This window comes from Albidovulum salinarum, assembly GCF_025673475.1.
GTDB lineage: Bacteria > Pseudomonadota > Alphaproteobacteria > Rhodobacterales > Rhodobacteraceae > Albidovulum > Albidovulum salinarum.
Genome location: NZ_JAOVQO010000011.1, coordinates 101,743 through 113,887, shown reverse-complemented (window position 1 = coordinate 113,887; position 12,145 = coordinate 101,743). Strand labels below are relative to the sequence as shown.

At 66.9% G+C, this 12,145-nt stretch carries 13 protein-coding genes; 1 reads left to right on the top strand and 12 read right to left on the bottom strand.

The window, feature by feature from the left end; translation table 11 throughout:
- Nucleotides 1-2: 2 nt before the first annotated feature.
- The 8 genes from trpB to OEZ60_RS12890 all read right to left on the bottom strand — a co-directional run bounded on the left by trpB (nt 3) and on the right by OEZ60_RS12890 (nt 6,579).
- A complete protein-coding gene (gene trpB / locus OEZ60_RS12925) occupies nt 3-1,235 on the bottom strand; it encodes a tryptophan synthase subunit beta (protein ID WP_263336811.1) in 1,233 nt (410 codons plus the stop codon).
- A 13-nt stretch (nt 1,236-1,248) separates the two neighbouring features.
- Nucleotides 1,249-1,698 carry a GNAT family N-acetyltransferase gene (locus OEZ60_RS12920; protein WP_263336809.1) on the bottom strand — a complete coding sequence of 150 codons (450 nt, stop codon included), beginning with the start codon at nt 1,696-1,698 and terminating at the stop codon, nt 1,249-1,251.
- Nucleotides 1,695-2,348, bottom strand: a complete 654-nt coding sequence (locus OEZ60_RS12915; RefSeq protein WP_263336807.1) for a phosphoribosylanthranilate isomerase — start codon at nt 2,346-2,348, stop codon at nt 1,695-1,697. Before OEZ60_RS12915 ends, OEZ60_RS12920 begins: the two co-directional genes overlap by 4 nt.
- A gap of 38 nt (nt 2,349-2,386) precedes the next feature.
- Complete coding sequence (locus OEZ60_RS12910) at nt 2,387-2,740, bottom strand: LapA family protein (protein ID WP_317852834.1); 354 nt, start codon at nt 2,738-2,740, stop codon at nt 2,387-2,389.
- 18 nt (nt 2,741-2,758) lie between these two features.
- Nucleotides 2,759-3,040: an integration host factor subunit beta gene (gene ihfB, locus OEZ60_RS12905; protein WP_263336805.1), complete on the bottom strand. Its 282-nt coding sequence runs from the start codon at nt 3,038-3,040 to the stop codon at nt 2,759-2,761.
- A gap of 325 nt (nt 3,041-3,365) precedes the next feature.
- Nucleotides 3,366-5,045 carry a 30S ribosomal protein S1 gene (gene rpsA / locus OEZ60_RS12900; RefSeq protein WP_263336802.1) on the bottom strand — a complete coding sequence of 560 codons (1,680 nt, stop codon included), beginning with the start codon at nt 5,043-5,045 and terminating at the stop codon, nt 3,366-3,368.
- A 213-nt stretch (nt 5,046-5,258) separates the two neighbouring features.
- Nucleotides 5,259-5,822 (bottom strand): hypothetical protein, encoded by a 564-nt coding sequence (locus tag OEZ60_RS12895; RefSeq protein ID WP_263336800.1) that lies wholly within the window; start codon nt 5,820-5,822, stop codon nt 5,259-5,261.
- Nucleotides 5,823-5,970: 148 nt separating this feature from the next.
- The gene (locus OEZ60_RS12890; RefSeq protein ID WP_263336798.1) at nt 5,971-6,579 is read right to left on the bottom strand and encodes a (d)CMP kinase; all 609 of its coding nucleotides are present in this window, start codon (nt 6,577-6,579) and stop codon (nt 5,971-5,973) included.
- A 107-nt stretch (nt 6,580-6,686) separates the two neighbouring features.
- Between OEZ60_RS12890 and OEZ60_RS12885 the strand changes: the two genes are divergently transcribed.
- Nucleotides 6,687-8,096: a tetratricopeptide repeat protein gene (locus OEZ60_RS12885; RefSeq protein ID WP_263336796.1), complete on the top strand. Its 1,410-nt coding sequence runs from the start codon at nt 6,687-6,689 to the stop codon at nt 8,094-8,096.
- 14 nt (nt 8,097-8,110) lie between these two features.
- On the opposite strand, the gene aroA is transcribed toward OEZ60_RS12885, so the two are convergent.
- The 4 genes from aroA to metK all read right to left on the bottom strand — a co-directional run bounded on the left by aroA (nt 8,111) and on the right by metK (nt 12,141).
- Nucleotides 8,111-9,460: a 3-phosphoshikimate 1-carboxyvinyltransferase gene (aroA, locus tag OEZ60_RS12880; protein ID WP_263336963.1), complete on the bottom strand. Its 1,350-nt coding sequence runs from the start codon at nt 9,458-9,460 to the stop codon at nt 8,111-8,113.
- A gap of 107 nt (nt 9,461-9,567) precedes the next feature.
- Nucleotides 9,568-10,269, bottom strand: coding sequence for a tRNA (guanine(46)-N(7))-methyltransferase TrmB (trmB, locus tag OEZ60_RS12875; RefSeq protein WP_263336794.1), 702 nt, complete (start codon nt 10,267-10,269; stop codon nt 9,568-9,570).
- A 65-nt stretch (nt 10,270-10,334) separates the two neighbouring features.
- Nucleotides 10,335-10,799, bottom strand: coding sequence for a preQ(1) synthase (gene queF / locus OEZ60_RS12870; protein WP_263336792.1), 465 nt, complete (start codon nt 10,797-10,799; stop codon nt 10,335-10,337).
- 175 nt (nt 10,800-10,974) lie between these two features.
- The gene (gene metK, locus OEZ60_RS12865; protein ID WP_263336790.1) at nt 10,975-12,141 is read right to left on the bottom strand and encodes a methionine adenosyltransferase; all 1,167 of its coding nucleotides are present in this window, start codon (nt 12,139-12,141) and stop codon (nt 10,975-10,977) included.
- Between the last annotated feature and the right edge of the window lie 4 nt (nt 12,142-12,145).

Sequence of the window (12,145 nt, the reverse complement as noted above, 5' to 3'; positions counted from 1 at the left end):
GGTCAGGTCTTGATGTCGAACCCGAGGTGCTTTGCGACCGCGAAGATGTCCTTGTCGCCGCGGCCGCACATGTTCATCACGATGATGTGGTCCTTGGGCAGCGTCGGAGCGATCTTCATCACATGGGCGAGCGCGTGGGAGGGCTCCAGCGCCGGGATGATCCCTTCGAGCGCGCAGCTAAGCTGGAACGCCTCCAGCGCCTCCTTGTCGGTGATCGCGACATATTTCGCGCGGCCGGTCTCGTGCAGCCAGGCGTGCTCGGGGCCGATGCCGGGATAGTCGAGGCCCGCCGAGATCGAGAAGCCCTCGAGGATCTGGCCGTCCTCGTCCTGCAAGAGGTAGGTCCGGTTGCCGTGCAGAACGCCGGGCCGCCCGCCGGTGAGCGAGGCGCAGTGCTCCATCCGCTCGTCGACGCCCTTGCCGCCCGCTTCGACGCCGATGATGTTGACCGACGGATCGTCGAGGAACGGGAAGAAGAGCCCCATCGCGTTCGAGCCGCCGCCGATCGCGGCGATGACAGTGTCGGGAAGCCGGCCTTCGCCCTCCTGCTCGACGAGTTGCCAGCGCACCTCCTTGCCGATGATCGACTGGAAGTCGCGGACCATCGCCGGGTAGGGATGGGGACCGGCGACCGTGCCGATGCAGTAGAACGTGTCGCGGACATTGGTCACCCAGTCGCGAAGCGCGTCGTTCATCGCGTCCTTGAGCGTGCCGCGGCCAGAGGTCACCGGCACGACCTCGGCGCCGAGGAGGCGCATGCGGAAGACGTTCGGCGCCTGCCGCTCGACGTCATGCGCGCCCATGTAAACGATGCACTTCAGCCCGAACTTGGCGCAGACCGTCGCGGTCGCCACACCGTGCTGCCCGGCGCCGGTCTCTGCGATGATCCGGGTCTTGCCCATGCGGCGGGCAAGGATGATCTGGCCCAAGACGTTGTTGATCTTGTGCGCGCCGGTATGGTTCAACTCGTCGCGCTTCATGTAGACCTTCGCGCCGCCGAGATGCGTCGTCAGGCGCTCGGCGAAATAGAGGGGCGAAGGCCGGCCGACATAGTATTTCCAGAGATGGTCCATCTCGGCCCAGAAGCTCGCGTCGGTCTTCGCCTTCTCGTACTCGGCCTGCAGATCGAGGATCAGCGGCATCAGCGTTTCCGAGACGAAGCGGCCGCCGAAATCGCCGAAGCGGCCCCGCTCGTCGGGTCCGTTCATGAAGCTGTTGAACAGGTCGTCGGCCATCGTCGCGTCTCCTTCAGGGGCTCAACTCGCGTTTATAGCCAATGTGGGATGGGGTAAAGCCGAGCCGGTCGTAGAATTCCCGCGCCCGGTTGCGGCCCTTCTGGGTAGTGAGCTGCATCATCCGGCAACCGGCGGCGCGGGCGCGGGCCTCGGCATCCGCCATCATCGCCCGGCCGATCCCCTGGCCGCGCAGGTCGGCGGCGACACGGACGCTTTCGACCTGGGCGCGGCGCGTGGCGCGGTGCGAGAGCCCGGTGATGAAGGTCATCTGATAGGTCGCGACGATGCGGCCGTCCCGCTCTCCGACGATCAGGTGGTTCGTGCCCTCAGCCTGCATCGCATCGAAGGCGGCGAGATAGGCGTCGAGCGGCGCGGTCTCGCGCCCGGCGCCGTAGTCGTCGTCGGCGAGAAGCGCGATCACCGCCACGACATCCTCGCGCCGGCCCTCGCGGAAGCGGGTCATGCCGGGACGGCGCCGCGGGCGGCGGCGATGAAGGCGCGGATCAGCTCGGCATCCTTGACGCCCGGCGCGCTTTCCACGCCTGACGACACGTCGACCTGCCGCGCGCCGGTGAGCCGGATCGCCTCGGCGACGTTCAGGGGGGTGAGTCCACCCGCGAGCATCCAGGGACAGGGCCAGTATTTCTTCGCGACGAGCCTCCAGTCGAAGGCGAGCCCGTTGCCGCCGGGAAGCGCCGCCCCTTTCGGCGGCTTGGCGTCGACCAGAAGCTGGTCGGCCACCCGGCCATAGGCATCGAGCGCGGCAAGATCCTCGGGACCCGCGACGCCCACCGCCTTCATCACCGGCAGGCCGTAGCGCGCGCGGACCTCGGCCACGCGGTCGGGACTTTCGGTGCCGTGGAGCTGGAGCATGTCGAGGGGCACCGCGCCGGTGATCGCGTCGAGCTCGGCATCGGTAGCGTTCACCGTCAGCGCGACCTTGGCCACTCCAGGCGGCACGTCGAGGGCGAGCCGGGCAGCGTCGGCAATTTCGAGATGGCGCGGCGATTTCGCGAAGAAAACGAAGCCGAGGTAGGCCGCCCCCGCCGTCACGGCGGCCTCGACATGGGCTTTATCGCGAAGCCCGCAGATTTTCACGCGGATCTGGTCCATGCGGTCGTTTCCGGCTCCGGTCGGGCGCGGGGATACGCTCAGCGCGCCGCGCCCTTGCCTTCGAGAATCGCCAGCACCTCGTCCTCGGGCTCGGGCTTGGCGGCCTTGAGCCGGGACACCTCGCGCTCCAGCCGTCCGGCCTCGCGCTTGTGCTGGCTCGCGGCGGCGCGGTGCTTGGCCTCGCGGAACCATTCCCAGACGAAACCGATGCCGAGCCCGGCGACGATGCCGGCGAAGATCACGAGAAACAACGGCAACTCCGCCGACCAGCCGAAGCCGAGATAGGCGTCGAGTTCCTGCGGCAGGAGCCGCAGGGTCACCGTGTCACGATTTGCCGAGGCAACCGCTACGAGGGCGATGGCCAGAAGGGCAAGAAAAATCAGGCGGAACATGCGCAACATGCGCGATCCTTACCCCCCGTTGAGCCGGTCCCGCAAGAGCTTTCCGGTCTTGAAGAAGGGCACGTGCTTCTCCTCGACTTCGACCGACTCGCCGGTGCGGGGGTTGCGGCCGATACGGGCGTCGCGCTTCTTCACCGAAAACGCGCCGAAACCGCGCAGTTCGACCCGGTCGCCACGGGCGAGCGCCTCGATGATCTCCTCGAAGATCGTGTTCACGATCCTCTCGACGTCGCGCTGAAAGAGATGTGGATTCTCCTCGGAAATCTTCTGGATCAGTTCAGACCGGATCATACGGAACCCCCCTTCGCGTGCCGGCTTGGTTGCCAGCCGCAGTTTTCTTCGCCCGAAACTATAGGCGGAAAGCGCGACTCGACAAACAGGAAAGCCTTTGGAAAAGCAGCATTTCCGCCCGCTCGGCAAGAATTGAACAACCGGGGCCCGCCAAGGCGAAGCCACAGCCCGGTCACCGGCAGGGAGGGATGCCGAATAACGACGGGCGCGGAGTGGGCGCGCGCGCCGTGATTCGCCCGGCGGGGCGGCGCGCCCGTCGCCCGGCGGAAACGAAAAGGCCCCGCGGTAACCGCGGGGCCTTTCCTTATCGTCGCAAAAGCGATGCTTACTTGTTGCCCTTCAGCGCGGCGCCGAGGATGTCGCCGAGCGAGGCGCCCGAGTCGGACGAGCCGTACTGTTCCACGGCTTCCTTCTCTTCGGCGATCTCGCGCGCCTTGATCGACAGGCCGAGGCGGCGGGTCTTCGAGTCCACGTTGGTCACGCGGGCGTCGACATGGTCGCCAACCTGGAAGCGCTCGGGGCGCTGGTCGGCGCGGTCGCGGGCGAGGTCCGAACGGCGGATGAAGGACTTCATGCCGTTGTACTCGACCTCGATGCCGCCATCCTCGATCGCGGTGACCGTGGTGGTGATGACCGAGCCGCGCTTCACGCCGTCAACCGCATCGGAGAACGTGTCGGCGTCGAGCGCCTTGATCGAGAGCGAGATGCGCTCCTTCTCCACGTCGACCTCGGTGACGGCGGCCTTGACCACGTCGCCCTTGCGGTAGTTCTGGATCGCATCCTCGCCGCGCTGTTCCCAGCTGAGGTCGGAGAGGTGCACCATGCCGTCGATGTCGTTCTCGAGGCCGATGAACAGACCGAATTCGGTGATGTTCTTGACTTCGCCTTCGATGACGGTGTTGACCGGGTGGGTTTCCGAGAAGACTTCCCACGGGTTGCGCATCGTCTGCTTGAGGCCGAGCGAGACGCGACGCTTCGCAGTGTCGATCTCGAGCACCATGACGTCGACTTCCTGCGAGGTCGAGACGATCTTGCCCGGATGGACGTTCTTCTTGGTCCAGGACATCTCGGAGACGTGGACGAGGCCCTCGACGCCGGCTTCCAGCTCCACGAACGCACCGTAATCGGTGATGTTCGTGACGCGGCCCTTGTGGACCGAGCCGATCGGGAACTTCGCTTCCACGGTATCCCACGGATCGGACAGAAGCTGCTTCATGCCGAGCGAGATGCGGTGGGTTTCCTTGTTGATCTTGATCACCTGGACCTTGACGGTCTCGCCGATGTTCAGGATCTCGTTCGGGTGGTTCACGCGGCGCCACGCCATGTCGGTGACATGGAGCAGGCCGTCCACGCCGCCGAGGTCAACGAAGGCACCGTATTCGGTGATGTTCTTGACCACGCCGTCGACGGTCTGGCCTTCCGACAGGGCGCCGATGACCTCGGCGCGCTGCTCGGCGCGGGACTCTTCGAGGATCGCGCGGCGCGAAACGACGATGTTGCCGCGGCGGCGGTCCATCTTGAGAATCTGGAACGGCTGCTTCATGCCCATGAGCGGGCCGGCATCGCGGACCGGACGGACGTCGACCTGCGAGCCGGGCAGGAACGCAACGGCGCCGCCGAGATCGACGGTGAAGCCGCCCTTGACGCGGCCGAAGATCGCGCCGTCGACGCGCTGCTCGTCGGCATAGGCCTTCTCGAGACGGTCCCAGGCCTCTTCGCGGCGGGCCTTCTCGCGGCTGATGACAGCCTCGCCCCGGACGTTCTCGACGCGGTCGAGATAGACCTCGACTTCATCGCCGACGGCGATTTCGGCCGGCTCGCCGGGGTTGGCGAATTCCTTGAGATCAATGCGGCCTTCCATCTTGTAGCCGACATCGATGATGGCCTGGCCCGCTTCGATCGCGATGACCTTGCCTTTGACAACGGTCCCTTCCTCGGGCGTGTCGATCTCGAAGCTTTCCTTGAGGAGGGCTTCGAATTCCTCCATCGTCGCTTTAGCGCACATGCGTGTTCAGTTCCTTTTCATGTGTTTCTGGCCATGCGGTTGGCTCCGCCGGTCTTTGGTTGGCGTCATAGGCGCCGAACAAACGATAAGGGCCGCGGATTTCTCCCGACCCTGCCCGTATGCTCGTCTTTGGCTTCCACCGCCTTTTTGACTGGAGCCGCTATAGAGAGTTCCGGGGTATGAGGCAAGAGCCGCGCGCCCGTTTGGCCCCGATCAGCGGCAGAACCGGGCGACGACGTCGTAGCGCGGCACCGGAGGGGGCAGGTCTTGCGGCAGGACCGGGCGCAAGCTCGCGCCGTCGGGCTCGAAACGCGGCACCGGCCATTTTGGTGGAAACCAAAAGAGGCTCTCGGGATCGAGCCGCAGCGACTGGCAGAGCGCCCAGTCCTCGCGCCCGGCCAGAGCCGGGGACGCGTGGGTGCCGCCACGCAGATCCACGATGTGACCCGACTTGCGGCCGAGCCCCTTGACCTCGAAGCTCAGGGGATCGCGCAGGATCATGCTCCCCGCCGCCGGGCCGTCACCGAAAAGTTGCGCCTCGCCCAGCCAGTCGCTGCCGTAGGCGATATGAAGCGCGTAGCGTCCGGGCGGCACAAGAACCCGGAAGAATTCGCCGCCGCGAAGATTGGCGGCAAGCCGGTTCGTCCCGGTTTCAACCTCCACGAGGAGAAGGAAATAGTCTTTCCCGGGCAGCGTCTTGACCTGAAGCGGAAAGATCGCCGGCAGGTCACCCTGACGCCAGAGTAGGCCGGTTTCTGGGCGCTCCTCCGCATGCATTGCCGTAGACAAAATCGCGAGGGCGAGCAAGGCCGTCCCTATCATGCGCGATGGTATGCCAGTTTTCCACACGGGCGTATCGGCTCCGGTTCCTGCGAAGGGTACCGCGTCCGATATGGGGTCCGACCCCGCCAGCGCAAAGGCGCGGTCAGGCGAGCTTCGCCTCGACCTCGGCCAAAGCGCGGGCGACCGCGACCTCGATCGTCATTTCCGTGGTGTCGAGCACCACCGCGTCCTCGGCCGGGCGCATCGGCGCCGCCTCGCGCTCGGCATCGCGGCGGTCGCGGGCCTTGAGGTCGGCGAGCACCTCCTCCTCGGTGATCGGGTCGCCCTTGGCGCTGAGTTCCAGCCAGCGCCGGCGCGCGCGCACCGCGTCCGAGGCGATGACGTAGAGCTTCACCTCGGCGTCCGGGCAGATGACGGTGCCGATGTCGCGGCCGTCGAGCACCGCGCCGCCGTCACGACGGGCAAAGGTTCTCTGGAACGCGACGAGCGCCGCGCGCACTTCCGGGATCGCCGCGACCCGGCTCGCGGCCTGACCGGCCCCGGCCGACCGCAAGTCGTCGCGCTGCAGATCTTCCGGCACGAGACCGCGTGCCGCCGCCACCGGATCGCCCTCCGGACCCGCCTTGGCCCCCACGGCACGATAAAGCAGCCCGGTGTCGAGATGGGCAAAGCCGAAATGCGCCGCCACGGCACGGCCAATCGTGCCCTTGCCCGAAGCCGCAGGCCCGTCGATGGCCACCGTAAATCTCATTGCGCCCCCCGCGTTTTCCTCCCTCTAAGCCGCCCCCCGGCCAAGGTCAAACCTTGACCGCCGTCCACTCTCGGTTTCTATTCGCGCCATGGTTGCAAGGTGTTTTGATGAAGATCGTCCTTTTCAATCCCCCGCATACGGCGATCGGCTCGCGCGTTCCCGGAGAACAGCTTCCACCGCTCGGCCACCTCGCCATCGTTGCGCTGCTTCTCTCCGTCGTCCCGGCTCAGGCCGACCCGACCTGCCTTTCCGCCCCCACTCAAGATTGCGTTTTCCAGATGGCGCTGGATCAGTCGCTCGCCACGCCAAAGGCCGGGGCCGCAGCCACGGGCCTAATCGTGACCGCCATGTTCCAGGAGACTTCGGGTCGCGACGACTGGGCTGCCACGCTGGACTTGCTTTGGCCCTCGGTCACCGCCCGCGCGGCCGACCCGCGGCAGGCCCGGACAGATCTGGGTTTCGCGCTGTTTGGACTGGGCATTAGCCAGGGGTTCTCCGGCATGCCCGAGCCCGGCCGCGCGCCGAATACAATATCCGCCCTGCGCGAAATGATCGACGATATCTATGACCGCAAGACCGATCCGGAAAAGGAGGCCGATTTCAGGCTCTACCAACTGGGCCTTGGCAATGACGTTTCCGGTATCGAGGCCGAGATCGCGGCGGCGCGCTGGCATGACCGCAAGGACTTCTCCCTCAGCGCCGCAAAGGGCCTGATCGCCATCGGCCAGATCGATGCCGCCTTCGGTCTGCTACGGCAGGTGCCTGACCGCGATATCGCCACCCGAATTGGCCAGGTATCCCTTGCCCATGTCCTGCAAACTGAGGGTCTGGATGCAGCGCTGGCCCTTGTGCGGCGCTTTGCCGACCGCACCGACCGGGCCGAAGCCCTGGCCAAGGTCGCGCTGGAGATGGCCCAAGCGGGTCGTCTGTCCGACGCACTCGCCATCGCAGATGAACCGTTGTTGCGCGGACGGCAGTGGAAGGAATCCTGGGTTCTCGAAATTCTTGCCGAGGTGTACGCCCGCGGCGGCGAAATAGACCTTGCGCTTGCCTACTTGCGGCAGTTTGAAGCGGTCAACAGAGGAATCGCCAGAGGCGACAGAATCCGCATCATCGCCGCTTCCGTCGCGTTGGATTTCGACGCGGCCCGGATAGGTCTCGCGCATTTGACGGAACGCTTGTGGCAGGAACAAGCCGTGTCCGCCTCTGTCGAGGCCCTGTATTTTTCCAGCCAGCCGAAGGTCGAGGCCTTCCTGGCCCTTCTTCCGCCCGATCACCTGCCGAAGGCCCTTGGTGCGTTGGGTAGGGCGCAGGTCACGGCCGGCGATGTGCCCGGTGTCCTCGCCACCCTGAAGCAACTTGAGGGCCTGTCCGACACCGAAATCGTCATGCGCGATCTGAGGGCAGACCTCGCGCGTTTCCTGGTGCGCGACGGGCGTGTGACGGAGGCCGTTGCCATGGCCGAGGCATCAGGTCACTCTTGGTCGACGGCTTACGTCGCCTCAAGGATGAAATAAGGGGCCGGCAAAGATCACGCGCCCGCCCGCACGATCTCGGCGCCAAGGCCGGCCATCAGCCCCTCGAAGACCGGGAACGAGGTCGCGATCGGCGAGCCGTCATCCACGCTCACGGGCTTCTGCGCCGCGAGCCCGAGCACCAGGAAGGACATCGCGATCCGGTGGTCGATATGGGTCTTCGCGGTGGCGCCGCCCGGCACCCCGCCCGGCCCCATGCCGTGGACGATGAGCACGTCCTCCTCCTCCTCGACCCGCACGCCGCAGGCCTCCAAGCCCCGCGCCATCGCGTCGATCCGGTCACTCTCCTTCACCCGCAACTCCTTGACGCCGCGCATCACCGTCGTGCCCTCGGCACAGGCGGCAACGACCGAGAGGATCGGGTATTCGTCGATCATGCTCGCGGCCCGCGCCTCCGGCACCTCGATACCCTTCAGCGCCGAGAACCGCACCCGCAGGTCGGCGACCGGCTCGCCGCCTTCCTCGCGCGGGTTCTCGAAGGCGATATCGGCACCCATCTCGACGAGCGTGGTGTAAAGTCCGTTGCGGGTCGGGTTCTGGCTGACGCCCGGCACCCGGATGTCCGAGCCTTCGACGATCAGCGCCGCGCAGACCGGGAAGGCTGCCGAGGACGGATCGCGCGGCACCGCGACGGTCTGCGGCTTCAGTTCCGGCTGGCCGGTCAGGGTGATGACACGGCCCTCGTCGGTATCCTCGACCGTGATCTCGGCGCCGAAGCCCCTGAGCATCCGCTCGGAATGATCCCGCGTCGGCTCCTTCTCGATCACCACGGTCTGGCCCGGCGCGTTCAGCCCGGCGAGCAGCACGGCGGACTTCACCTGCGCCGAGGGCATCGGTACGGTGTAGCGCACCGGCACCGGCTCGGCCGCGCCGACGATCGTCATCGGCAGCCGCCCGCCCTGGCGGCCATAGGCGCGCGCGCCGAAGAGCGCCAGAGGATCGGTGACCCGCCCCATCGGTCGCTTGCGCAGGGAGGCGTCGCCGGTGAAGGTCGCGGTGATCGGCGAGGTCGCCATGCAGCCCATGATCAGCCGCACCCCGGTGCCGGAATTGCCGCAGTCGATCACCTCGGCCGGTTCGGCGAAGCCGCCGACCCCGACACCCCGGACCGACCATTCGCCGGGGGCAAGCTGCGTCACCTCGGCGCCGAAGGCACGCATCGCCTTGGCGGTATCGAGCACGTCCTGTCCCTCGAGCAACCCGGTCACGCGGGTCTCGCCCACCGCCATCGCACCGAGGATGAGCGCGCGGTGCGAGATCGACTTGTCGCCCGGCACCTCGGCCACGCCCTTCAGCGGCCCGGACTTGCGGGCGGTCATCGGTATCGGTTCGCCGTGGCCGGACATGCTCTCTCCCTCGCGAAAATCGTTCCGCTGATAGCGCAAGCCCCGCGGCCGGTCCATGCCTCCGGGCATCTTCATTGCGAAAATACCCCCGCCGGAGGCGTCTGCCCTCAAAGCCTGCGGAAGGTCACGTAATGCGGCACCCGGCCCTCCCGCAGCGCCTTCTGCTCATAACGGGTCGAGACCCAGTCCTCCCAGGGCGTCGCGACCGAGGCGACGAGCGCGAACCCGGCCTTCGGCACCTCGATCAGCGTCTGGCGCACATAGTCTGGGATGTCGGTCGCGACTCGGAACTCCGCCCCCGGCCGCAGCACCCGCGCGAGCGGCAGAAGATGCTCGGCGGTGACGAAGCGGCGGCGGTGATGACGGCGCTTCGGCCAGGGATCCGGATAGTTGAGGAAGGCCTTCGCGACCGAGGCCGCGGGCAGCACCTCCATCAGGTCGCGCGCATCGCCGGGATGGACGGCGAGGTTGGTGACGCCCGCCGCGCGGATCTTGCCCAGAAGCATCGCGACGCCATTGATGAAGGGCTCGGCCCCGATGATCCCGACTTCCGGATAGCGCGCGGCCATGTGCACCAGATGCTCGCCGCCGCCGAACCCGACCTCGAGCCAGACCGGGCGGTCGTCGCCGAAAAGCGCGGCGGGCTCAATCGGCAGCCGCTCGGGGTTCTCGTCCCGCGTCACGCCCTCGGGGCGCAGCGTGTCGAGATCCTCGCTGAGATAGGTCTTCTGGCTGGACCGGAGCGTCTTGCCCCGGATCCGGCCGTAGAAATTGCGCCATTCGGGCGGGGTCTGGGTCTCGTCGCTCATGGGTGCGGGACTACGCCTTCTCTCCGCCGCCGGTCAAGGGCGCCGGGGCGCCTGACGGATACTCCTCAGCCCCGCCCACGATAGGTCGAAACACCCTGATCCGGGATCCAGACCCCCTCGGGCGCGGCACCGGTCTGCCAGAAGACGTCGATCGGAATGCCGCCGCGCGGATACCAGTAGGCGCCGATCCTGAGCCACTCGGGATCGAGAAGCTCCACGAGCCGCTTGGCGATATGGATCGAGCAATCCTCGTGGAAGGCGCCGTGGTTGCGGAACGAGTGCAGGAAGAGCTTGAGGCTCTTGCTCTCCACGAGCCAGTCGCGAGGGATGTAGTCGATGACGATATGGGCGAAGTCGGGCTGGCCGGTCATCGGGCAGAGCGAGGTGAACTCGGGCGCGGTAAAGCGCACGACATACCGGGTGCCGGCATGGCCGGCCGGCACCTTTTCCAGCACCGCCGCCTCGGGCGAGGCGGGAAGCTCGGTCGCGGCCCCAAGCTGGGTCAGGCCGGAGACATCGGTCTTGGGCATGGTATTCCCCCGTGAAAGTGACGCCCCGCCCTGTCAGAACCGCCCCCCGAGGTCAAGACCCCGCCCCAAAAGACGACGGGCGACCCCGAAGGCCGCCCGCTGCTTCTTCATTGCGAAAATACCCTGCGGGGGGCCGGGGGTGCAAACCCCCCGGCGCGTGCCGCCGGCGCGACGATCAGACGGCCTTCTTCAGCGCCTCGACGAGATCGGTCTTCTCCCAGGAGAAGCCGCCGTCGGCCTCGGGCGCGCGGCCGAAATGGCCATAGGCGGCGGTGCGCTGGTAGATCGGCTTGTTGAGGTCGAGATGGTTGCGGATGCCGCGCGGGGTGAGGTCCATGACCTTCGCCACCGCGGCCTCAATCGCAGCTTCCTCGACCACGCCGGTGCCGTGGGTGTCGACATAGATCGACAGGGGCTTGGCGACACCGATCGCGTAGGAAAGCTGCAGCGTGCAGCGCCGCGCGAGCCCGGCCGCGACGACGTTCTTGGCGAGGTAGCGCGCGGCATAGGCGGCCGAACGGTCTACCTTGGTCGGATCCTTGCCCGAGAACGCGCCGCCGCCGTGCGGGGCCGCGCCGCCATAGGTGTCGACGATGATCTTGCGCCCGGTGAGGCCGGCGTCACCGTCCGGCCCGCCGATCACGAAGGTGCCGGTCGGGTTGACCCACCATTCGGTCTTCTCGGTCAGCCACTCCGCGGGCAGCACTTCGCGGATATAGGGCTCGACGATGGCGCGGATGTCGTCGGAGGTCTGGCTCTCGTAGGCATGCTGGGTCGAGAGCACGAGCGAGGTCACCTCGACCGGCACGCCGCCCTCGTAACGCAGCGAGATCTGAGACTTCGCGTCGGGGCGCAGGCTCGGCTCGGCGCCGGACTTGCGGGCCTCGGCGAGGCGGCGCAGGATCGCGTGGGCATACTGGATCGGCGCCGGCATCAGTTCCGGCGTCTCGTCGACCGCGTAGCCGAACATGATGCCCTGGTCGCCGGCACCGTCGCGGTCGACGCCTTGCGCGATATGGGCCGACTGCTCGTGCAGGAAGTTCAGCACATGGCAGGTGTTCCAGTGGAACTTGTCCTGCTCGTAGCCGATGTCGCGGATGCAGTCGCGGGCGATCTGGCCGATCCGGCCCATGTAGTTCTTCAGACGCTCCTGGTCGGACAGGCCGACCTCCCCGCCGATCACGACCATGCCGGAGGTGGCGAAGGTCTCGCAGGCGACGCGGGCGTTCGGCTCTTCAGTCAGGAAGGCGTCGAGAACGGCGTCGGAAATCCGGTCGCAGACCTTGTCCGGATGGCCCTCCGACACGCTCTCGGAGGTAAAGATGTAGTTCTGACGGGACATGAAA

What these genes read in the sequence shown, in the direction of transcription:
- OEZ60_RS12895 (WP_263336800.1), bottom strand. Translation starts at nt 5,822, where the DNA reads ATGCATGCGGAGGAGCGCCCAGAAACCGGCCTACTCTGGCGTCAGGGT.
- OEZ60_RS12920 (WP_263336809.1), bottom strand. Translation starts at nt 1,698, where the DNA reads ATGACCCGCTTCCGCGAGGGCCGGCGCGAGGATGTCGTGGCGGTGATC.
- queF (WP_263336792.1), bottom strand. Translation starts at nt 10,799, where the DNA reads ATGCCCAAGACCGATGTCTCCGGCCTGACCCAGCTTGGGGCCGCGACC.
- ihfB (WP_263336805.1), bottom strand. Translation starts at nt 3,040, where the DNA reads ATGATCCGGTCTGAACTGATCCAGAAGATTTCCGAGGAGAATCCACAT.
- aroA (WP_263336963.1), bottom strand. Translation starts at nt 9,460, where the DNA reads ATGTCCGGCCACGGCGAACCGATACCGATGACCGCCCGCAAGTCCGGG.
- OEZ60_RS12885 (WP_263336796.1), top strand. Translation starts at nt 6,687, where the DNA reads ATGAAGATCGTCCTTTTCAATCCCCCGCATACGGCGATCGGCTCGCGC.
- trmB (WP_263336794.1), bottom strand. Translation starts at nt 10,269, where the DNA reads ATGAGCGACGAGACCCAGACCCCGCCCGAATGGCGCAATTTCTACGGC.
- OEZ60_RS12915 (WP_263336807.1), bottom strand. Translation starts at nt 2,348, where the DNA reads ATGGACCAGATCCGCGTGAAAATCTGCGGGCTTCGCGATAAAGCCCAT.
- trpB (WP_263336811.1), bottom strand. Translation starts at nt 1,235, where the DNA reads ATGGCCGACGACCTGTTCAACAGCTTCATGAACGGACCCGACGAGCGG.
- rpsA (WP_263336802.1), bottom strand. Translation starts at nt 5,045, where the DNA reads ATGTGCGCTAAAGCGACGATGGAGGAATTCGAAGCCCTCCTCAAGGAA.
- OEZ60_RS12890 (WP_263336798.1), bottom strand. Translation starts at nt 6,579, where the DNA reads ATGAGATTTACGGTGGCCATCGACGGGCCTGCGGCTTCGGGCAAGGGC.
- metK (WP_263336790.1), bottom strand. Translation starts at nt 12,141, where the DNA reads ATGTCCCGTCAGAACTACATCTTTACCTCCGAGAGCGTGTCGGAGGGC.
- OEZ60_RS12910 (WP_317852834.1), bottom strand. Translation starts at nt 2,740, where the DNA reads ATGTTCCGCCTGATTTTTCTTGCCCTTCTGGCCATCGCCCTCGTAGCG.